Here is a 19369-nt window from a genome sequence, read left to right on the forward strand (position 1 = left end):
CTTGGCGAACGATCCTTATACCTATCCCGGCACCGACACGCTTCGGAACCGGCTTGGGATCACCGATGATAAGACGCTCACAGAGGCCGAGCGGCGACTTACTCAGGCGCGCGGCGCGGAAGCCGCGCGCCTGACCTTTCCGGCAACGGCCGACGGCTACCGTGCCCTGCATAAGCATCTCTTCCAAGACCTCTACGAATGGGCTGGCCAGGACCGCACCGTCGACACCGCCAAGGGCGGTGCGCGTTTCGCGCACGTGCCCTACATCGCGCGGGAACTCGACAAGCTGTTCGCCGACGTAGGGGCGAAGAACGGCCTTCGCGGGCTGAAGTTGATGCCCCTGATCGTGCGTCTACTGCTCGACCACGCCACCGGCGCCCCCTGCGCGGCACGGGAGGAGAAGAGCGATGATCTGTGAGAAGATCGGTCCCCAGCATCTTGAGCGCAAGGCGATCCTGTATGCCTATGGTAAAACCCACGTTGTAGCTGGATATGATGGCGCCGCCCTGCGGACGAGGAGTCGTCGCAAGGCCCGGGATGAGTGGTTGGCGCTGATTCCCGGCTCGCATGAAGGTTATATCAGCTGGGAGCGCTCGGAGGATAGAAGATCTCGCCGTTGAGCAGCTCGTCGCGCAGCGACCCGTTGAAGCTCTCATTGTAGCCATTCTCCCAAGGTGATCCCGGCGCGATGTAGAGCGTCTTCACGCCGATCTTGCCGAGCCACTTCTGGACGGCCGTAGCGATAAATTCAGGACCATTAGCGGACCTGATGTGTGCCGGAGGCCCGCGCATGACGAACAACTCGGCCAACGCGGCCAGCACGTCCTCGTGACGTAGCTTCCTGGCGACGATGAGCGCCAGGCATTCCCGGCTGGCCCCATCGATAATGGTCAGGATCCGGAACTTGCGCCCGTCGTGAGTGCGGCCCTGAACGAAGTCATAGGCCCACACATGGCCCGGATATTCCGGCCGGAGCCTGATACAGGAGCCATCGTTGAGCCACAGCCGCCCGCGCTTCGGCTGCCGCTGCGGCACCTTGAGCCCCTCGCGTCGCCAGATCCGCTCGACCCGCTTGCGGTTCACTGTCCACCCCGCGTCGCGCAGCAGGGCGGTGACACGTCGATAGCCATAGCGACCATATTGCTTGGCCAAAGCGATGATGTCCTCGGTCAGCGCCTGCTTGTCGTCCGCCCCGCGCGCTACCTTGCGATGGGTCGACCGATGCTGTCCGAGCACCTGGCAAATCCGTCGTTCGGACACCGGTAGCTCTCGCCACAGCTGGTCGATACAGCGCCGTCGCCGCGCGGGGCTCAGAAGTTTCCCCGGGCGGCCTCCTGGAGAATGAGCTTATCCAGCGTCAGGTTGGATATCGCCCGGCCAAGCCGCAGATTCTCCTTCTCCAGATCCTTCATACGGCGCGCCTGAGAGGCCGAGATCCAGCGCTCCTTATGGCCGACAATGTGGTGCTGCCATGCCGTGCTGCCGCTGATGCTCGAAGCGAACAGCGGCGCGATCGTAAACATCGGCCCGGTCGCAACGCGCGGCATCAACCGGGTCCCCTATGCCGCGGCCAAAGGCGGAGTGTCGGCGCTTACCCAGGCGCTGTCGTTCGACCTCGACGACCGGCCGATCCGGGTCAATTGCGTCGCTCCCGGCGGAGTCAATGTCGAGCGGGTCACGCCGCGCAATCCCAAGCCGCCGACCGAGGCCGACATCAAGGGTTTCGGCGAAGTCGGCGAGCAGACGTTGCGCGACACCTTGATGAAGCGCTTCGCGGCGCCGGAAGAATTGGCCGCCGCGATCTGCTTTTTCGCCTCGCCCGAGGCGTCCTACATCACCGGCCAGACGCTGTACGTGGCAGGCGGCGGGATAGGCTGATCTGAGGGGGCGTCCAAGGCGCCCACCCTCTTCCGTACGGGAGAGGGTTTCACCGCAGGCCTATGCCGCCCGCGCCTTGGGCTTCAAGAACTCGCGGAGCGGAATCGAGGCGTCGCCGAGCTGACCCGGGTCGACCTCGAGCCGACGCTCGACCATCCTCTTGCCGACGCCCATGTCGACCGCGCGATTTGCGGTCAGCACGCCGGCGACGACGTTGCCGTCGAGGAAGAAAGCGGTGAACTGGCTGCTGTCGAGCTCGCCGCGCATCACCACCGGCAGGCTGTCGTCGATCCGGCCGGAGACCTGGATGTTGATGTCATATTGGTCGGACCAGAACCAGCAGGGCTTCAGATAATCGACCTCGCGGCCGATCATCGCCTGCGCCGCGGCCATGCCCTGATCGGCGGCATTCTGATAGGTTTCGAGCCGCACCCGGCCGCCGAAGAAATTGGGCTGGTCGGCGACGTCGCCCGCCGCGAACACCGCCTCATGGCTGGTGCGCCCCTGGCGATCGACGACGATGCCGTTGCCGATCGCTAGCCCGGCGTTGGCGGCAAGCTCGGTCGAGGGCACGATGCCGATCCCGACCACCACCGCGTCGCAATCGATGCGCGTGCCATCGTCGAGCTCGACGGTGCGGACCAGGCCGCCGTCAAGATACAGCCTGGTCACGCCGATGCCGTAACGCGCCTTCACCCCGCGCTTGTCGTGCTCGCGGCCGAGCCAGGCGCCAAAATGCGCACCGAGCGTGCGGATCATCGGCACCGGCGCCGGCTCGATCGCGGTGACCTCACAGCCGCTCTTGCGCGCGCTCGCGGCGACCTCAGCGCCGATCACGCCCATGCCGATGACGACGATACGCGCACCCGGCTTGAGATCTGCCGCGAGCCGGTCGGCGTCATCCTTGGTCCGCAAATGATGGACATTGGCGGCGGTCGCACCATCGAGCGGCAACAAGCGCGCCTTGCCGCCGGTCGCGAGCAGGATGCGATCGGCCGGGATTTCCTTGCCGGAGGCCAGCCGAACCCCTCGGCCGGAAAGCTCCAGTGCTTCGGCGCGCACGCCGAGCTCCAGCTCTATCTTATTGTCTTCATACCATTGCTGGTCGTGGAGGAAGAAATTCTCGGGAAGCTGGTCCCTGTCCCACAGGCATTCCTTGGAGAGCGGCGGCCGCTCATAGGGCAGCCACCGCTCCTCCCCGATCAGGACGATCCGTCCTTCATAGCCGTTGAGCCGGAGCGCTTCGGCGGCGCGTCCCCCTGCAAGGTTGGCGCCGACAATCACAACCGAAGCGATCATAAATTAGCCTCCGTACCCTTCGAACCGAACTTAGACTCAATCCCGGTTTGATTGAACCGGGATTGGCCTAACTTTCCTCTGCTTTTCGTGACGATCGTTATTGCGTGCCTATCCGGTTGACGCATACACCCACTAGGGATAGATTGTGTGCGTGAAGCGGGTAGTGGGTTATGGACGTTCTCGGCCGCACCGATCTGCCCTTCCCGCAATCGCTCCCCGAGTTTCAGCGGCTTTTTCCCGACGATGGGGCCTGCGCCGCCTACTTGGAAAGGATTCGCTGGGGTGACGGGTTCGCCTGCCCGCATTGTGGCATTGTGGGTGAGCCTTTCCGCATCGCTACGCGGCCCGGCGTCCTGACCTGTCGCGCTTGCCGCCGCCAGACGGGATTGACCGTCGGCACGGTCATGGAACGCAGCCACACGCCCTTGAGCACATGGTTCTGGGCAGCCTATCTGGTCGCCAGCCAGACGCAGGCATGTCGGCGGTTCAGTTCCAGCAGCTTGGGCTGACACGGTACGAAACCGCCTTCGGAATCCTGCACAAGCTCCGCGCGGGCATGGTACGGCCCGAGCAGGACCGGATCGGCGGCAAGACGGACGGTCATGTCGAGGTGGACGAAAACCTATGTCGGTGGAAAGACACGCGGCGAAGGCCGGGGTGTTCATCATAAGACGCTGGTGGCTGCCGCCGTCGAAGTCCGCCACCGGGAGCCGGGTACAGCCCAGGACAAGCGTAAGGATGGCCGCTTTGCCGGTCGGGTGCGGCTGTCTATCGCCGCCGACCGCAGCGCCGATTCGCTGTGCGGCTTCGTAGGGAGTGCCGTCATGCCGGGGTCGCTGATCGTCACCGACGATTGGAGCGGCTATGGCAACCTGCGGACACGCGGCTATGACCACCACGCAATCGCCGAATGTGGCGACCCCGAGGTGGCCGAGGAGTTCATGCCGATCATCCACCTCGTCTTCAGCAACCTGAAGACTTGGCTCAACGGCATCCACCACGGCGTGAGCGCAAAGCATTTGCAGGCCTACCTCAACGAGTTCACGTTCCGCTTCAACAGACGGTTCTACCCGTTCAACGCCTTCCGCTCGCTCCTCGGAATTGCGGGCGAGGTGAAAGCTCGACCTACGCCGAGCTATATTCCGGTGGCTGGGCGCACCCCACATGTAGTGGGTGTCTGCGTTAACCGGATAGGCACGCGTTATTGATCGAACATGCCGATCTTGCGGTCGTCGAGATTGCTTAGGCTGCATTTTCCGTCTTCTGACAAAAAGTTTTTAGTTGGGCAATTCGATGACGAGATTGTCGAGCGGGAACAGCTTGCAGGCGAGCGCATAACCCCCCGCCTCTTCCGCCTCGCTCACTTGTAGCCTGCTCATTTTACCGGTGCGATAATTTCCGCTGGTCACCTTCACCTTGCACACGCCGCACCCGCCGCCGCGGCAGCCGACGAAAATGTCATTCAGCCCCAAGCGCTCCATCGCGATCAGGACCCGTTCCTCCTTGGGGCATTCGAAGCGGCTGCCATCGACGATCTGGACTTGATGCTTGATCATCGTGGTCAGCTTGCCGCTTTCAAAGTATTGGTTTTGCGCGCGGCGAAGGTCACGCCCGCCACCGCGAAATTCGCATCCGGGATCTCGCGCAGGATCACGCGGATCGACTCGCGAGGCACGCCGAGCGGCTCTGTTGCAAAGATTGGCGGCAGTCAGAGGTAGGCTGTCGCTCTGCGCCGATCAGGCGGCTGCTGCGAAATGGTGGTTGAGCATGCCCATGGCCTCCGTCAGCGCCGAGGGCCCAATGCCAAAAGCTCTCTCCACAAGGCGCACCTCGCCCCTGATGCCGGGCTGCAGGCACCAGGGGCGAGCCTGTCCTTTGCGCAGGGCTCGCATGACTTCGAATCCCTTGATCGTGGCATAGGCCGTGGGGATCGATTTGAAACCGCGCACCGGCTTGATCAGTATCTTGAGCTTTCCGTGATCGGCCTCGATCACGTTATTGAGATACTTCACCTGCCGGTGGGCCGTCTCCCGGTCCAGCTTTCCTTCGCGCTTCAATTCGGTGATCGCTGCACCATAGCTCGGCGCTTTGTCGGTATTGAGCGTGGCAGGCTTTTCCCAGTGCTTCAGGCCTCGCAGGGCCTTGCCCAGGAACCGCTTCGCTGCCTTGGCGCTGCGGGTCGGCGACAGGTAGAAATCGATCGTGTCGCCCCGCTTGTCGACTGCCCGGTACAGGTAGGTCCACTTGCCCCGCACCTTGACGTAGGTTTCATCCAGGCGCCAGCTCGGATCAAAGCCACGCCGCCAGAACCAGCGCAGCCGCTTCTCCATCTCCGGGGCGTAGCACTGGACCCAGCGATAGATCGTCGTATGGTCGACCGAAATGCCGCGTTCCGCCAGCATTTCCTCAAGGTCGCGATAGCTGATCGGATAGCGACAATACCAGCGCACCGCCCACAGGATCACATCACCCTGGAAATGGCGCCACTTGAAATCCGTCATCGTTCCGTCCGTCCAATCTCCGCCAAGCATGCTCAAGCTTCACGATTTTTGCAACAGAGCCCGCAGGCTCAATCCCTGGTTTGCCAATGTCGGCAAACGACTGGTGAAGGCACCGAGGCTCTATGTTCGCGACAGCGGGCTGTTGCATGCCCTGCTGCGCCTCGAAAAGCTCGACGACATTCTTTCCCATCCTGTCGCCGGCACCAGCTGGGAAGGAATGGTTATCGAGAACATCATCGGCGCGGTCGGCGATCGCTACGATGCCCATTTCTACCGGACGGCGAATGGTGCGGAGATAGACCTCATCCTCGTGTCCGGCGGCGTTCCCGAAGTGGCCATCGAAGTGAAGCGGTCGACGGCGCCCAGCGTTGAGCGCGGGTTTCACCTTGCCTGTGACGATCTCGAGATCGAGAAGCGCTGGCTGATTTACCCCGGAGAAATGGCCTACCCGAAGCCGCACGGCATCACGGCAATGCCTCTGGTGCAGGCGCTGGAGCAGCTGGTGGCCGGGACTTCAAAACCATCATGAGAATTGCGCCCGGGCTGGCAATCACGGTGCGTGTGAAGTCTCGTCCGCTGCAGCATAATCTGTCGGTTGGCGGCATTCCGCGTTCAAAGCAGATTGCAGCTTAAATTGTCGGTTCACACCAGCATCTTGCGGCTGTCGCAGAAGATCGCCGCGATCGGCAGGCCGCGGTCGACATTCTCGCGCGCGATGATCTTGTAGACGCACTCCTGGGTGAACAGCTCGGGCCATTCCTCCAGACGGTCCTCGTCGATCAGCTCGGCATGGCGCGCCACCAGTCCTCAACCTCCTGGTGAAGATCGCGCGCCCCAGCTTCCTCGAACCCCGTCCGTGCCCCCATCTCAGCTCCCATTTCAGGCGCCCGCTTCGGGCGATGCCAGCCGGATCGCGATCCAGCCGTCGTCGACCTCGACACTATAGGTCTTGAGCGGGATCTGGCACGGGAACACCGTCGCCGCCCCGCTCGCAATGTCGAACGCGCCGCCATGGAACGGGCATTCGATCGTGCCGCCGTCCTGATAGCCGTCGGTCAGCATCGCATTGCCGTGCGTGCAGATGTTGTCGGTCACATAATAAGTGCCCCCGACATCATAGACCGCAAACGGCGGCAGCCCGGCGACATGCGCCGCCACCGGCTCGCCCTCCTTCACCTCATCCACTCGGCACAGGCGAATCAGCTCGCTCATATCATCCTTCTCGCAATCGTCGCTGGGACGCCGGGATCATCAAGACCCCGGCGTCCATCGCCCAAGACTTCAAACGCTCGGTTAGAGCTCGATGTCCATCCCGTAGCCGGCGGCCTCGTTGCCGTGGCCGAAAATGTCGCGGCTGTAATATTCCTGCTGGTTGTCCGCCTTCTTGGCACCCCAGCCCAGCTCCCACAGCCAGCCCGACGGTTGGCGCAGTAGAAGGTCAAAGCCTCGTCGGTCGAATGCTTGCCCAGCTGCAGCGCAACGTCGATCTTGCGCTGGCGGATGATGTCGTGCGCCACCCCCAGATCGTCGAGATCGGTATATTCGAGCATCTTGATCCGCTTCTTCATCGGCCCAAGCGCCGAACGCCACCGAATGTTGGCGCCCGTTGACGTGCATGAAATAAGGCTGCGCCACCATGCCGCCGGGAAGCGGAAGCTTGTACTCGACCGAGCCGGTGAGGCCGAGCATCTCGTAGAAGCGCACCGCGGCAGGAATGTCGTCCTGGCGCAAGATTCAGTGGCCGATGCCTTCCTTGGCGGTCATGAACTTGCCGAACATCGGCCGCCCCGGGTGGAACGCACGCCAGTTGTCGACCAGCGGACCATAGAAGATCTCGGTCGGGTTGCCGCCCGGATCGACCGTCTTGGCCAGGCCCAGAACACGCCGCTCGGCGCATTCCTCCTACGACGCCACGCGAATGTCGAGGTTGTTGAGCCGCAGCTTCTCGACCAGCTCGTTGAACTCGGACGGACCCGCAACCGCCAGCCGATATAGGCCAGGTCGTCGCCGCCATCGATGTGCAGCGTGAGGCGGTGATGCCACTTGTCCATCCGCAGATAAATGCGGTCGCCCTCACCCTCGTCGACGATCTCCATGCCGACGATCGACGCCGCATAATCCTTCCACGCCTCAACGTCGATATGGACAGACCGATATAACCCAGCTCGGTCACTTGCGACATCGCGCTCATCCTCTCTCTTGTCTCTACTTCAAGCCCGGCACCCCAGCCCGGTCCCGCCCCCCGCGCCTTAGTCCAACTCTGTTGCAAAAATCGTGAAGCTTGAGCATGCTTGGCGGAGATTGGACGGACGGAACGATGACGGATTTCAAGTGGCGCCATTTCCAGGGTGATGTGATCCTGTGGGCGGTGCGCTGGTATTGTCGCTATCCGATCAGCTATCGCGACCTTGAGGAAATGCTGGCGGAACGCGGCATTTCGGTCGACCATACGACGATCTATCGCTGGGTCCAGTGCTACGCCCCGGAGATGGAGAAGCGGCTGCGCTGGTTCTGGCGGCGTGGCTTTGATCCGAGCTGGCGCCTGGATGAAACCTACGTCAAGGTGCGGGGCAAGTGGACCTACCTGTACCGGGCAGTCGACAAGCGGGGCGACACGATCGATTTCTACCTGTCGCCGACCCGCAGCGCCAAGGCAGCGAAGCGGTTCCTGGGCAAGGCCCTGCGAGGCCTGAAGCACTGGGAAAAGCCTGCCACGCTCAATACCGACAAAGCGCCGAGCTATGGTGCAGCGATCACCGAATTGAAGCGCGAAGGAAAGCTGGACCGGGAGACGGCCCACCGGCAGGTGAAGTATCTCAATAACGTGATCGAGGCCGATCACGGAAAGCTCAAGATACTGATCAAGCCGGTGCGCGGTTTCAAATCGATCCCCACGGCCTATGCCACGATCAAGGGATTCGAAGTCATGCGAGCCCTGCGCAAAGGACAGGCTCGCCCCTGGTGCCTGCAGCCCGGCATCAGGGGCGAGGTGCGCCTTGTGGAGAGAGCTTTTGGCATTGGGCCCTCGGCGCTGACGGAGGCCATGGGCATGCTCAACCACCATTTCGCAGCAGCCGCCTGATCGGCGCAGAGCGACAGCCTACCTCTGACTGCCGCCAATCTTTGCAACAGAGCCTGCACCGCCAAATAATGTGCAAGGTGGGTGGTAACGGTCGATTTGCCGACGCCGCCTTTGAAATTCTGGACAGCGATAATGGGCGGCTGATCGAGGGGCGCGCGGGCAGGCGACGCGCCAAGGACATCGCGCATATGAAGGAGCTCTTCGATCGTGTAGCCCGCCCGGCGTCCCAAATCGGTAGCCGGCGGCTGGGGGAGGCGACCGTCCTCCTCGGCCATGCGGATGCGGTTGGTCGAACAGCCGAGGAGCGTGGCGGCTTCGGCGATTCCATAACGCACATCGAGACCTTTGCGGGTATCGGGAAGGAAGGCCTTGCGGCGAAGCCGCTCAATCATGCGGACGCCCGCATCCGCCAATTCTGCTATTCGCGATGCATCTGAAGTCAATTCGGCCATTGTCTTCCACCCTGAACCAATTTATGGTTACATAGGCCGGTTTCCATTCAATCGTCAATGTTGAGTGCAAAAGAGATCAGGCGAACCGCATGCTTTGGATCTTCCGTTCAGTTTGTGGGCCGGTTTGGTGGCGCGGAGCAGGGGCATAGTCCAACCGAACGAACGAGGGGCGCCGTAGCGCCGGACAATATGCGCGAAAATCGAGCTAACACTCTGTCGAGACGAAAATTGGCGCGGTTTCGTACCGAAGGAAACCGACCAATTGGCGCGACTGGTTGGCCACCGGCGGTGAACCGGGGGCGCGCGATCATGCTTGATGCGAACTTCCCGCTGCGGCGTCAGGCGCCGTTGGCCAACGAACCGAAGCGAGCGTCGAATTCGGCCATCTCCCGATCGAAGGTGGAAACGATATCGTCGATGTCTTTTGGCGGAACTAATGGATCGAGCGCCTTGCGGGGTCGGCCGCGCAGCGCAGGGGCTAGTCCCAGTGCGATCGCGACATCAGGGGCGGCGTAGACCCGCCAGGAGCGGCGACCACTCACTTCCCTGACCAGTGCCATACTGGCGGCGCGATCGAGCAGCTTGCCGGCGCCGGAGAGCGTCAGGCCAAGTGTCTCTGCGATCCGATCGGGGCTGGTGACCGGATGGTGGAGCAGGGCGGCGGCGAGCGCGGTAAGCAAGCCTGGGCGGTGAAGTCCCGAAATGGCATAGATCGCCCTGCGCCGGTCGTCCTCGATCGCGTCAATACTGGCGATCGATTGATCCGCGGCCCTGGTCATCTGGCGGAGCAAGCGCAGGCATTGCGGTCCTGCCTGGAGGCTGCCGAACCGCAGCGCCTTGTGGCCACCGGCGAGCGAGGGGAGGGGCGCCTGGGTGACGCCCATCCGGTGGAGCAGGACGGGCAGCCACAGCCACGGCTGAATCGACCGATCAGCCAAAGCGAACTGTCGCATTACCTCGCAGGCGCGCAGCAAGGCCGGTGCAGCGGCAAACCCGTCGTCGAGCTCGGGGGTGAACGGGAGCTGCTCCTGCCAGTGATGGCCGGTCGCGGCCAACGATCGCCGCCAGCCATCGAACGCCGAGAACGGGTCGTCCAACGACGATCGATGCTGTCGGCCGGGCAAAGGCACCCCCGTTCCCCATGCAAATACCTCCGCCTCGTCGATTTCGACACCCTGCAGCTGGAGGGCTGTGGCATAACCGCTCCACGCCGCGCGAAGGGACCAGGCGGATGCCACGGAACTGGCGGAAACCCGGGCGTCCAGTCGTGCGATCGCGGCTGCTGCCGATTCGAGCGCGCTGGCCAATTCTACGGTCCAGGGAACCGAAATCAGGGCAGGGGAGGGGCGCGCCATCGCCCGATTGTATCCGCAAAGCTGATCTCGGTCCATGTTGCCGATACGCACAGTGTTGATAATGGACCGTTATCACCACTCTATACAATAGAAGGTGTTGGCGGTATCGCTGGGCGCTGTCGGTTTCCCCATACGACCGGACTCTGGCTTACCGCGCGACGTAGCGCGCCAGATTGTCCCCAAACCGCCGGATTCTGGGTAGCAAACCCCCGGACTGGTGCGGCCTCTGCCGAGAAAACCCCGCAGACTGCCCGCATTTTCGAGCTCGCCAGGATGTGAAAGCCGACGCTGCCTGTCCGCGCGGGAGAGCCGGGCTGACAGCGGGTTCTGTGGCCGTCGAGATGGGCCGATCGAACTCGACCACCTCAATCAAAGCTGGCCATAAGGTCCTCGAATTCATATCATATGGGGGCAACCGGTCGTTTGACCCCATTATATGGAATGTGACAAATGGCCCTGATCGGCTACGCGCGCGTCTCGACCGACGAACAGGACACCGCCGCGCAGCTCAGTGCCTTGCGCGCTGAGGGTTGCACGGTGATCCTCGAGGACAAGGCGAGCGGTGGCAGCCGCGATCGGCCGAACCTTGCACGAGCGCTCGAGCGCGTGCGGCACGGCGACACGCTGCTGGTGGTCCGGATCGACCGCTTGGCCCGGTCGCTCTCGCATCTGCTCGAGATCGTCGAGACCTTGCGGGGGAAGGGGGCCTATTTCCGCTCGATCCACGATCCCATCGACACGTCGAGCGCGCAAGGCATGCTGATGACCCAGATGCTCGGCGCCTTCGCCGAATTCGAGCGAGCATTGATCCGCGAACGGACCAGGGCCGGCCTCAAGGCCGCTGTCGCGCGCGGGGCGAAGCCCGGGAACCCGAAGATGCGCTCGCGCGATCCAGCGGCGATCGCAGACATCCGGTACGCCCTCAAGGAGCGCTATCTCCATGAACTGGTCGATGATCGGCACCGATGGTTACCCACGGTCGCGCGACTGCGGCCACACCTCCCCTGGGGGATCGTGCTGCGACAAATCCGCGCGATCACACCGCCGGTTCGTTCGTTCAGTGAGCGGACGCTCGTGAAAGCGTGCCGAACGCTGGTCAAGGCAGGGTATGCGGACCCGACGATCCTCGATCCGGCGCCGCGCTTGCCGCCTGATACGCGGGTCGCGCGGCTTGTCGCCGATCGACGAAAGACGCATCCGGATTCTTCGCTGCGAGAAATCGCCGCGTGGCTGACACGGGATCTGCGTGAACCAACTCCGCGGGGTGGGCTGGCGTGGTCGCCTGAAGGGGTCCGGCGGGTGATTGACCAAGCCGAGAAGCTGCATTTGATGGACACCTGAGCGGGGCTTGGAAGGAAGTCCCGCGAGATGACCGCTACACCTCCGCGAAGGCTGTGTTGCCGGCGAAACGGCGTAGTTTGAACTTTGCGAGGGTCGAGCGCCGCCGCCTCCGCTGCTTTGCAGCCTCAATTTGTCGAGTGAACGTGGGAGACCAGTGGCCCGTGGCGGCGGGATAGCTGTCAAGCAGCTCGCGATTCATCCCGGCGACGAAGGTGTCGATTGCCGGCGGTGCGTCAGGGCCGAACAGCGCGGTGGTCGTCCCTGGATCGGAGTCGATGATTGCGTGGGCGGCCGCAAGGAGGCACCGGCGCAGCAGTGGTGTTGCCGTGGCGAGTGGGTTCGGTTCATCGTATGAAAGAAATCGGTAGTCGCGCATGCCGGGCGTTATCGCGTCGCATGCGAAATCGTTGAGCGCGATGGCCCTGGTCCTGCCTCCCCAATGGTCGTGGCCCGGCGGGGATCGGGTCAGGAGGCTGCAAATGTCGCGCACCTGATCGAGGAGCTGGCTGGCCGATGTGAAGTTGAAGCGGAACTGGTCGGGGGTTTTGCCTGCCATGGCACCCATCAACTGCAACTCGAATGTAATGGCGTGGTCCCAGCAGGCCCGGGCGGCCTTTTCAGCGTCGAGTGTCGACACGGAAGCTCTTTCCAGTGGTCGCCAGCATGCCCCGCAGATCATTCGTAGCGGCCCGCGGGCCGGCGTCGCAAAGCGCCAGTTCAGCGATCCGCACGCGTTGCACCGGTCCTCCAAAGGCCAGCGGTGCCGGTGGCAGAACCCTGAAGCGGCCAATACCCATTGCTGCCGGACGTAGGCAGGTTCGTCATTGGCAAAGCCCTCTGCGAGGCACCGGCTACACCAGGAGATGCCGAGCCTCGGAACGGCGCTGACTTCGGGATAGTCGACCGGGCGGGGTAGGTGCTCCCAGACCAGAAAGTCGAGCGCGAGAGCAGGGTATCGCCGTGCAAGGCTTTGCTCGGCCAAGCGAATTGCCGACACGTCCAGGCGATCGGCGGCGGCTTTCAGCCAAGCCTGCATCGGCCGAATATCGGGGTGTCGCCAGTTGCCTTTGCGATCTCGAACCGCTTTGGGCTTGGAAAGCGTTCGTCCGCGGCGCGATCGGCGCTGGCGCGCATGCCAGGACGTGAGCAGTTCGTCAGCGAGCGGTACATTGGGTGCAATCATGCCGCGCGCCGGCGCATCGCCCGCTTGGCGCTGGCAATTACTTGCATCGACACGAGCGGGAGCAATAGCTGGTCGTCTTCGAAGCTGTCGGCGTCGATCATCTCGCGGCCGTTGCGGATCGCCTCAATGGCGACAGCCTCCATGATTCGGAATATCCGGCCTGTCACGCCCTCGGTTAGCGCAATGACGCGTTGACGGACCTCATGGTCATCGAGCCGGGAAGAACGGCGTAAGGGCAGCAATCCCGCGAAACTCGCCATAAGCTGGCGCAGGCTGTGATCGTTACGCCATGGGGCAAGCTCGAAAGCGGCAAAGCGGTCGGCGAGATTGGGATCGGTGAGGATCGCGATGCGCGCATCTTCCGTGCCCGCGCATACGATCGGGATGCGCAAATCGTTGGTCAGAAAACGGATAGTGTTGAGGAATATCCGTTGCTGGCGCGGCGAGCCCGCCAGCATCTTATCGATTTCGTCGAGCACAAGCACCTTGGTTCCGAACTCGCCAAGGGTCCGTCGTGCGAGTGAGCGCAGCGATCGCAGGCTGATATGATCGAACTCGGCATAGTTCATCGCCAGCATAAGCTCAGTGTAGAATTCGTCCTCAGTCGGTTGCGGCGGCATCTGCACCATCACGATCGGCATGGTCGTGAGACCGGCGCGCTTGTCGTACCTGCTCGCGTGTAGTTCAGCGAAGCGGTTGAGGATTTCACTCTTACCCATCCCGGTCGATCCGAACAGCAGCAGGCAGGGCATGCGCCCGCGCTGCGGATAGGTCAGCAGATCCTCAAGCCTGCCGAGTGCCGCTTCGGCTTGCGGAAGCGAAACCCATCGGTCGCGTCGCAGCCAGTCGATGCGCTCTTCATCGGATAACACCGCCTGCTCGCGATATGCGGGAAACAAATGATCGTAGAGGTCGGTCATAATCGTTCCTCGATCTGGAACGGGACAATAGGCTCCGTATCATCCGGCTCGGGCGATGTGGGCGGCGGCGGCAGAGAGTGCGGGGACGGCGGAAAACCTGCTTCGAGGGCATAGGCAACACGCTGCGCGGATTTTCGGGCCGCCTTAGTCTTGTGGATCGCGTCAAGGACGATGCGCCGCTGCTCGTTGACCATGTCAAACAGCGACTGTTCATCGACAGCCTGGCGCCCGCGCTCGCGCAGCGTTCGGACTGCCAGGTCGTGCTCGAACTTAGTGATGGCAGGCCGCCGCCGATCACTAAGCGGGACCGTCAGATGCTCGTTATCGGACAGCTCGACGTAGACTGCCGAGAGGTTGAGGGGATTGTATTTGATCGGGAGCTTTTGGCCGCAGTTTGCGATGAGGCTGGCTAAACCGCCGTGCCAGTAGAAGGCGTGGAACAGCTCGATACCCTCACGCCTGATCTTCCGCATTTCGAAAGGGAGAAAATTCAGCAGGAAGCGATCGGGATCGGCCGGGAGCCGGAGCGGATCGGGGCGAACACCGAGCCCGTCGGCCCAGGCCGTGAGGGGAGGAATGCCAAGCTCGCTATGAATCGAACCATGATAGACGCCAACTTCAATCGTAAACCATTGCTCGAACTCGCGCAGTGTCATGCAGGCTTGGCCTTCCGCGTCGTAATCGCCTTTGGCTTGGATATTTGAGAAGGTCGTACCCGGTAGGAGGTGCACGGCGCCGATCGTTGTTCCGATCAGGCGCTCAATGTGGCCGCCGTAGTGGGGCGTACGTCGGGGCCGGTACTTGAGATTGATGCCATGCTGCTGGCAGCCGCGCTTCAGCGCCCGGGACCGGAACTCTGGGGCATTGTCGAGATGCAGTGTCTTGGGAATGCCGAAGATGGGATAATCAATCTTGATCTCCCGCTCCTCAAGCCAAGCCATCTTTGGCAGGACCGCGTGACGGATCGCCATGCCGACTGACGTGGCCGACGGGCTTTCGAGCGAGATATAGAAGCCTGGGATCACGCGCGTCGCGATGTCGATCTGCAGGGTCAACGTCGGGCGACCGAGAGGTTTGCGGAAATGTTCGTCGACGATGATGATGTCGGCAGGCGTGTGATCCATCTGGACGATCTGAAGAGGATGGTCGGCTGTGTAAGATCCGATCACTGGTCTATATCGATCAGACGCTGCTTTCGCCCCGTCGCGCTTCCTGATGAGCCGCTCCCGGTCGATCGTGGCAACGCGTGCGGCGATCGTCTTACGCGTTGGAGAGCGTAGGCCGCGCTCATAACAGGCGTGCCGGATGTCGCGTACCAGTCGCGCGAGGGTTGGCTTGGGGCGGGTTAGGTAGAACTGCTCGATTTCGGAGGCGACGAGCTGGTCGACCTCTGGCGGCAGGCGGCGGCGTCCTTTGGGAAAGCCTTCGGGCCGATCGACAAGGGAACTGGTAACGGGATCTTCCCGGTAGCGCGCCACCAGCTCAAAAAGGCGCGACCTGCTCAGACTCAGTTCCGCGCTCGCATCCAACATGGCGGCGCGGGTAATTTTAGGTAGGTTGGCGAGCGCACGAATAGTCGGCTCGCGATTGCAAGCGATGCTCCAGGCTGTAGAATCCGCTCTCGTAAGAGCCGTGCCCGTTTCGGCCATAGCCTATCCCCGATCGTGCCAGGGACTCGTGTTGCCGGGTCCGCCGGTATTGTATCAGAAATTGGACAGGCAGGCGAGAGTCCGGAGGTATTGTAGCAAGGTGAAGATTGAAATCTCTAGTTTTTCCGGTCCGCCGGTTTACTCAAACTGACAGGCGCCATGAGCGAAACCGTGCCTTCTGCCGCCAATACGCCGCCGTCGGCGCGGACGAGGGTGGCCGTGGGCGACACGCACACGCTCGATCTCGTCGTTCAGGACGTGCGCGATCTCGTCGGCGCCGGCGTGGCGGTCGATGCCGGCCTGATTGCCGCAGCGGTGCGCGGATGGTCGGCCAATACTCGCCGCGCTTTCCGCTCCGACCTGACTCTGTGGGGGCAGTGGTGTCGCACCGCGCGCGTGCGCGCTGTCGACGCCAGCGTGGAGACGGTCGCGGGCTGGGTGCGGGCGCTGGCGGGGATCGATGCCTCGGTCGAGAAGATGCGCGCCGCCGCGACGATCGCGCGCTACCTCGTCCATGTCGGCTGGGCATATCGCATGGCCGGGCTCGACGATCCCACCGCCGCGCCCCTGGTCCGGTTTGAGATGAAGGCGGCGCGCAAGACGCTCGGCACCCGCCAGCGCCAGGCGCGGGCGCTGCGCTTCAAGGGCGACATCGCCGACCTCGACAGCCCGGCGAGCGGCGTCTGCCTCGCGCATCTGCTCAAAGCCTGCCGCCGCGATCTGCTTGGGCATCGCGACGAAGCTCTGCTGCGCGTCGCCTATGACAGCGGTTGCCGGCGCTCGGAACTGGTCGCGATCATGGTCGACGCAATCGACGGTCCGGACGGGGAAGGGGCGGGGACGCTGTTCATTCCGACAAGCAAGACCGATCGCGAGCGCGAGGGCGCGGTCGCCTATCTGTCGCCGGCGACGATGCGCGCGATCGCCCGCTGGCGTGACGCCGGCCATATCGACACGGGCGCGCTGTTCCGCCGGGTCGAGACCCATTTCGACGGGTCGGTGCGGACGATAGGGCAGGGGGCTTTGCACCCCAACAGCATCACGCTGATCTACAAGCGGCTGATCCGCGCCGCGTTCGATCGGAAGTTGCTGGGAGAGATGAGCGAAGCCGAGCTGCAGCGCTGGCTGAAAGCGGTGTCGAGCCATTCAATCCGGGTCGGGGTGGCGCAAGACAATTTCGCGGCGGGCGAGAGCCTGCCCGCGATCATGCAGGCCTATCGCTGGCGCGATCCCAAGACGGTGATGCGCTACGGCGCCAAGCTCGCGGCGAAAAGCGGGGCAAGTGCGCGGATGGCGGCGCGGCTGTCGGCATCGGCCACTGGGGAGAGCTGAGGATCCCTCGCAGCCGGCTGTGGTCGTCAGCCCCAGAGGCTGGAAAGCGGTGCTGCGGCCAGGCGGTCGCCAAAGGCTATCGTCTGCTCATGATCGTAGAGCACGGCGCCGAACGCAAATCGTTGCCCCGTCGCAGCGGCGAGTTTGCGCAGGCCCGAGAAATCCTCGGAGCGGACCGTCGCGGACGCCTTGACCTCCAGGCCGACGATCCGCCCGTCCCGGTCCTCGAGGACGATATCGACCTCATCCAGCTCCTTGTCCCGGAAGTGGCTCAGCGAGAAGCGGTCGTCGGACCAGCCTGTGAGCTTGAGGATCTCCGAGAACACGAAGGTTTCGAGAATGGCGCCGAAACGGGAGCGATCCGCTGCCACCTTTTCGGGTGTGAGGCCGGTGAGCGCGGCCAGGAGGCCTGAATCGAGGAAATGCAGCTTGGGTTTCTTGGTCAGGCGCTTGAGGGCGTTATTGTGCCAGGGCGGCAAGGTCCGCACGAGAAACAGCTGCTCGAAGATCCCGGTATATTTCTGGGTGGTCACATGATTGAGATCGAGACCGGCGCCGACACCCGCGTGGTTGATCAATTGCCCGGCATGAGCGGCAAGCGCCCGAAGCAGGCGCGGCATGCGATCGAGTTGGTCGACGCTGGCGATGTCGCGGACGTCTCGCTCGACCACGGCCTCGACATAGTTGTCGTACCAATCCTGGCGTCGGGTCCAGCTTTTGCGCGCGACGGCCTCCGGATAGCCGCCGGCCAGCACCAGATCGACGAGGTCGCCGCCGAGCCGCAGCGTTCCGGGTTCCGGCGCTCGACCGGCGAAGAGAAACTCGAGGAAGCGCGGTGCTGGCTGCGCAAGAATCTCGGATTGGGCGAGCGGCAAGAGGCGGATGATCTCCATTCTGCCCGCAAGCGAGTCCGCTATGCGCGGCAGCGTCATCAGATTGGCCGAGCCGGTTATGAGGAAGCGGCCGGGGCGGGGATCCCGATCGACGCTTTCCTTGATGGCCAGGAGGAGATCGGGTGCGCGCTGGACCTCGTCGATGATCGCCTGGTCAAGCCCGCGCACCAGCCCGGCCGGATCGGATTTCGCGGCAGACAGGGTCGTCGCGTCGTCAAGCGTCAGATAGGTCCGGGATTTCTCCGCGAGGGAGCGGGCGAGGGTGGTCTTGCCTGCTTGCCGGGGTCCGGCCAGCATGACCACCCTGGTATCCTGCAGGGCCTCATGGACGCGATGGGTTGCATGACGAAGAAGCATGGCGGTCTGAAGCCCAATCAGCACCTAAATGAAAGAGTGTGGGCGTCTATCTGAAATTATCTCCACGGCCAAATGAAATTGCACTTGAGGCCGCGAAGCCTCGCCCGTCGGTCGCCGGCGACACCGGGTGCGCCCGCTCGCTCAAAGCGGTGTCGAGCCGTTCGATCCGCGTACGCATCGCCCGGGACAATTTCACTGACGGCGATCATGCAGGCGTATCGCTGGCACGATCCGAAGACCGTGATGCGCTACGGCGCGAAGCTTGCAGCGAAAAATGGAGCGAGCGCACGGCTGGCGATGCGGTTTTCCGCGGCGCAACAGCGCGGGTGCTGCCTGTGGTCGGGAGGTGTTGGTTGATCGGTCCTAGCGCAGGAGGCGGAGCGCGACATCGCGATAGCTCAGAGGATGAACATTGTCCTCTGAGCGAAAGCGCATCAGATCGAGCGTCTCATCGCCGAAGGTCGCCGCGACAGAACTGACCGTGTAAGCTTGGGCGCGCGCATAAGGCAGCAACCAGATGACACGCTTCGCCGAAACGCTCGTTCGGATTTTCAGGAGCTTATTGAGAAGTCCCTGACCGGCCATATCATTTGATCCTATCGCAAAGATCGATGTCCCGTAGCGTTTGGCTGGCCGCCGCCAAGCAAGGATCTGGGCTGCAGTGGCGCGCTCGGTTGCCTGGACATCGCACTGCTGGGCGTAGCGGGCATTGATCGCCCGCGCCGTGCCGACGCCAGTGCTATCACCCAGGATAAGGCATTCGAACATGCGCGAGCCGCTCCTTGCGAACAGGTTAGCGCCAGCAGATTGAAATCGAAATCGAAAATCAGAAGGTCATGATGGTCGAACAGGGGAGGGGCAACATCCACAGGCCTCGGTGCTCAGCTCGTCGACGCGGTCCGCCAGTTCCGTAAGGTCAGCCTCGGCCAGTATGAAAAGATCATCCTCATCGGCAAAGAACATCTTGGCGCGTTCCTGCTCTTCGAGAAGGTAGGGCTCATCGTCGAACCGCTGGTGCCACTGGCTGTCCACGAACTTCATAAGCTCAGACCATGCGGCGGCTTCGGCGTCGTGGACCGTAATCGCCTCAACGCCCTGATAGACAATGAAGAGGACCGTCACCAGCA

At 62.9% G+C, this 19369-nt stretch carries 18 protein-coding genes and 6 pseudogenes; 8 read left to right on the forward strand and 16 right to left on the reverse strand.

Annotated elements, in window-relative coordinates:
• Position 1: 1 nt before the first annotated feature.
• A complete protein-coding gene (locus tag F1C10_RS15935) occupies positions 2 to 418 on the forward strand; it encodes a Fic family protein (protein ID WP_258043183.1) in 417 nt (138 codons plus the stop codon).
• A gap of 182 nt (positions 419 to 600) precedes the next feature.
• Here F1C10_RS15935 and F1C10_RS15940 read toward each other — a convergent pair.
• Positions 601 to 1436 (reverse strand): annotated as a pseudogene (locus F1C10_RS15940) (IS3 family transposase); the annotation flags it as partial.
• On the opposite strand from F1C10_RS15940, the gene F1C10_RS15945 reads away from it, so the two are divergent.
• The gene (locus F1C10_RS15945) at positions 1435 to 1878 is read left to right on the forward strand and encodes an SDR family oxidoreductase (protein ID WP_226949248.1); all 444 of its coding nucleotides are present in this window, start codon (positions 1435 to 1437) and stop codon (positions 1876 to 1878) included. The pseudogene F1C10_RS15940 and the gene F1C10_RS15945 sit on opposite strands and share 2 nt — an antisense overlap.
• Positions 1879 to 1938: 60 nt before the next feature.
• Here F1C10_RS15945 and F1C10_RS15950 read toward each other — a convergent pair whose 3' ends face one another.
• Positions 1939 to 3177 (reverse strand): NAD(P)/FAD-dependent oxidoreductase, encoded by a 1239-nt coding sequence (locus F1C10_RS15950; RefSeq protein WP_226870539.1) that lies wholly within the window; start codon positions 3175 to 3177, stop codon positions 1939 to 1941.
• Positions 3178 to 3347: 170 nt separating this feature from the next.
• On the opposite strand from F1C10_RS15950, the pseudogene F1C10_RS15955 reads away from it, so the two are divergent.
• Positions 3348 to 4363, forward strand: a pseudogene (locus tag F1C10_RS15955) (IS1595 family transposase).
• A gap of 91 nt (positions 4364 to 4454) precedes the next feature.
• Here the strand turns inward: F1C10_RS15955 and F1C10_RS15960 are convergent.
• From F1C10_RS15960 to F1C10_RS15970, 3 genes are all read right to left on the reverse strand, one after another.
• Complete coding sequence (locus tag F1C10_RS15960) at positions 4455 to 4733, reverse strand: 2Fe-2S iron-sulfur cluster binding domain-containing protein (protein ID WP_185210324.1); 279 nt, start codon at positions 4731 to 4733, stop codon at positions 4455 to 4457.
• Between the two features lie 5 nt (positions 4734 to 4738).
• A complete protein-coding gene (locus F1C10_RS16940) occupies positions 4739 to 4831 on the reverse strand; it encodes a hypothetical protein (RefSeq protein ID WP_374939387.1) in 93 nt (30 codons plus the stop codon).
• An 82-nt stretch (positions 4832 to 4913) separates the two neighbouring features.
• Positions 4914 to 5678 carry an IS6-like element IS6100 family transposase gene (locus F1C10_RS15970; protein WP_001389365.1) on the reverse strand — a complete coding sequence of 255 codons (765 nt, stop codon included), beginning with the start codon at positions 5676 to 5678 and terminating at the stop codon, positions 4914 to 4916.
• Here F1C10_RS15970 and F1C10_RS15975 point away from each other — a divergent pair.
• Positions 5665 to 6207, forward strand: coding sequence for a DUF4143 domain-containing protein (locus F1C10_RS15975; RefSeq protein ID WP_258043186.1), 543 nt, complete (start codon positions 5665 to 5667; stop codon positions 6205 to 6207). The two genes, F1C10_RS15970 and F1C10_RS15975, sit on opposite strands and share 14 nt — an antisense overlap.
• A gap of 119 nt (positions 6208 to 6326) precedes the next feature.
• Here the strand turns inward: F1C10_RS15975 and F1C10_RS15980 are convergent.
• The 3 genes and pseudogenes from F1C10_RS15980 to F1C10_RS15990 form a co-directional block, all read right to left on the reverse strand.
• Positions 6327 to 6482: pseudogene (locus F1C10_RS15980) on the reverse strand (anthranilate 1,2-dioxygenase); the annotation flags it as partial.
• 75 nt (positions 6483 to 6557) lie between these two features.
• On the reverse strand, positions 6558 to 6890 hold the full coding sequence (locus F1C10_RS15985) for a non-heme iron oxygenase ferredoxin subunit (protein ID WP_185210326.1): 333 nt from the start codon (positions 6888 to 6890) through the stop codon (positions 6558 to 6560).
• A gap of 81 nt (positions 6891 to 6971) precedes the next feature.
• Positions 6972 to 7860, reverse strand: a pseudogene (locus F1C10_RS15990) (VOC family protein).
• Positions 7861 to 7995: 135 nt separating this feature from the next.
• Between F1C10_RS15990 and F1C10_RS15995 the strand changes: the two are divergent.
• Positions 7996 to 8760, forward strand: a complete 765-nt coding sequence (locus F1C10_RS15995) for an IS6-like element IS6100 family transposase (RefSeq protein ID WP_001389365.1) — start codon at positions 7996 to 7998, stop codon at positions 8758 to 8760.
• 53 nt (positions 8761 to 8813) lie between these two features.
• Here F1C10_RS15995 and F1C10_RS16000 read toward each other — a convergent pair.
• Together F1C10_RS16000 and F1C10_RS16005 are read right to left on the reverse strand one after the other, a co-directional pair.
• Positions 8814 to 9212, reverse strand: a pseudogene (locus F1C10_RS16000) (chromosome partitioning protein); the annotation flags it as partial.
• A gap of 338 nt (positions 9213 to 9550) precedes the next feature.
• Complete coding sequence (locus F1C10_RS16005) at positions 9551 to 10567, reverse strand: hypothetical protein (protein ID WP_185210327.1); 1017 nt, start codon at positions 10565 to 10567, stop codon at positions 9551 to 9553.
• 450 nt (positions 10568 to 11017) lie between these two features.
• Here F1C10_RS16005 and F1C10_RS16010 point away from each other — a divergent pair, with 450 nt between their 5' ends.
• Entirely contained in the window at positions 11018 to 11908 is an 891-nt protein-coding gene (locus tag F1C10_RS16010) for a recombinase family protein (RefSeq protein WP_107394495.1), read from the forward strand.
• Between the two features lie 34 nt (positions 11909 to 11942).
• On the opposite strand, the gene F1C10_RS16015 is transcribed toward F1C10_RS16010, so the two are convergent.
• From F1C10_RS16015 to F1C10_RS16025, 3 genes are read right to left on the reverse strand one after another with little or no spacing between them, the layout of a single operon-like run.
• On the reverse strand, positions 11943 to 13091 hold the full coding sequence (locus tag F1C10_RS16015; RefSeq protein WP_185210328.1) for a TniQ family protein: 1149 nt from the start codon (positions 13089 to 13091) through the stop codon (positions 11943 to 11945).
• On the reverse strand, positions 13088 to 14011 hold the full coding sequence (locus F1C10_RS16020; protein WP_107394497.1) for a TniB family NTP-binding protein: 924 nt from the start codon (positions 14009 to 14011) through the stop codon (positions 13088 to 13090). Before F1C10_RS16020 ends, F1C10_RS16015 begins: the two co-directional genes overlap by 4 nt.
• Positions 14008 to 15660 (reverse strand): Mu transposase C-terminal domain-containing protein, encoded by a 1653-nt coding sequence (locus F1C10_RS16025; RefSeq protein WP_170112583.1) that lies wholly within the window; start codon positions 15658 to 15660, stop codon positions 14008 to 14010. The genes F1C10_RS16020 and F1C10_RS16025 overlap by 4 nt, the downstream gene beginning before the upstream one ends.
• Positions 15661 to 15819: 159 nt before the next feature.
• Between F1C10_RS16025 and F1C10_RS16030 the strand changes: the two genes are divergently transcribed.
• A complete protein-coding gene (locus F1C10_RS16030; protein ID WP_185210329.1) occupies positions 15820 to 16992 on the forward strand; it encodes a tyrosine-type recombinase/integrase in 1173 nt (390 codons plus the stop codon).
• 26 nt (positions 16993 to 17018) lie between these two features.
• Here the strand turns inward: F1C10_RS16030 and F1C10_RS16035 are convergent, their stop codons facing one another.
• Complete coding sequence (locus F1C10_RS16035; RefSeq protein WP_185210330.1) at positions 17019 to 18242, reverse strand: ATP-binding protein; 1224 nt, start codon at positions 18240 to 18242, stop codon at positions 17019 to 17021.
• Positions 18243 to 18376: 134 nt separating this feature from the next.
• On the opposite strand from F1C10_RS16035, the pseudogene F1C10_RS16805 reads away from it, so the two are divergent.
• Positions 18377 to 18599 (forward strand): annotated as a pseudogene (locus tag F1C10_RS16805) (hypothetical protein); the annotation flags it as partial.
• A 6-nt stretch (positions 18600 to 18605) separates the two neighbouring features.
• Here the strand turns inward: F1C10_RS16805 and F1C10_RS16040 are convergent.
• Both F1C10_RS16040 and F1C10_RS16045 read right to left on the reverse strand, forming a co-directional pair.
• A complete protein-coding gene (locus F1C10_RS16040) occupies positions 18606 to 19010 on the reverse strand; it encodes a hypothetical protein (RefSeq protein ID WP_037523445.1) in 405 nt (134 codons plus the stop codon).
• A 66-nt stretch (positions 19011 to 19076) separates the two neighbouring features.
• On the reverse strand, positions 19077 to 19364 hold the full coding sequence (locus F1C10_RS16045) for a hypothetical protein (protein WP_185210331.1): 288 nt from the start codon (positions 19362 to 19364) through the stop codon (positions 19077 to 19079).
• Between the last annotated feature and the right edge of the window lie 5 nt (positions 19365 to 19369).

Origin of the sequence: Sphingomonas sp. NBWT7 (assembly GCF_014217605.1) — a bacterium.
In the GTDB taxonomy this organism is placed as follows: domain Bacteria; phylum Pseudomonadota; class Alphaproteobacteria; order Sphingomonadales; family Sphingomonadaceae; genus Sphingomonas.

Excerpts from the sequence above, each read along its gene's own strand:
- F1C10_RS15950 (WP_226870539.1), bottom strand. The coding sequence starts at position 3,177 with ATGATCGCTTCGGTTGTGATTGTCGGCGCCAACCTTGCAGGGGGACGC.
- F1C10_RS15960 (WP_185210324.1), bottom strand. The coding sequence starts at position 4,733 with ATGATCAAGCATCAAGTCCAGATCGTCGATGGCAGCCGCTTCGAATGC.
- F1C10_RS15970 (WP_001389365.1), bottom strand. The coding sequence starts at position 5,678 with ATGACGGATTTCAAGTGGCGCCATTTCCAGGGTGATGTGATCCTGTGG.
- F1C10_RS15985 (WP_185210326.1), bottom strand. The coding sequence starts at position 6,890 with ATGAGCGAGCTGATTCGCCTGTGCCGAGTGGATGAGGTGAAGGAGGGC.
- F1C10_RS15995 (WP_001389365.1), top strand. The coding sequence starts at position 7,996 with ATGACGGATTTCAAGTGGCGCCATTTCCAGGGTGATGTGATCCTGTGG.
- F1C10_RS16005 (WP_185210327.1), bottom strand. The coding sequence starts at position 10,567 with ATGGCGCGCCCCTCCCCTGCCCTGATTTCGGTTCCCTGGACCGTAGAA.
- F1C10_RS16010 (WP_107394495.1), top strand. The coding sequence starts at position 11,018 with ATGGCCCTGATCGGCTACGCGCGCGTCTCGACCGACGAACAGGACACC.
- F1C10_RS16015 (WP_185210328.1), bottom strand. The coding sequence starts at position 13,091 with ATGATTGCACCCAATGTACCGCTCGCTGACGAACTGCTCACGTCCTGG.
- F1C10_RS16020 (WP_107394497.1), bottom strand. The coding sequence starts at position 14,011 with ATGACCGACCTCTACGATCATTTGTTTCCCGCATATCGCGAGCAGGCG.
- F1C10_RS16025 (WP_170112583.1), bottom strand. The coding sequence starts at position 15,660 with ATGGCCGAAACGGGCACGGCTCTTACGAGAGCGGATTCTACAGCCTGG.
- F1C10_RS16030 (WP_185210329.1), top strand. The coding sequence starts at position 15,820 with ATGAGCGAAACCGTGCCTTCTGCCGCCAATACGCCGCCGTCGGCGCGG.
- F1C10_RS16035 (WP_185210330.1), bottom strand. The coding sequence starts at position 18,242 with ATGCTTCTTCGTCATGCAACCCATCGCGTCCATGAGGCCCTGCAGGAT.
- F1C10_RS16040 (WP_037523445.1), bottom strand. The coding sequence starts at position 19,010 with ATGTTCGAATGCCTTATCCTGGGTGATAGCACTGGCGTCGGCACGGCG.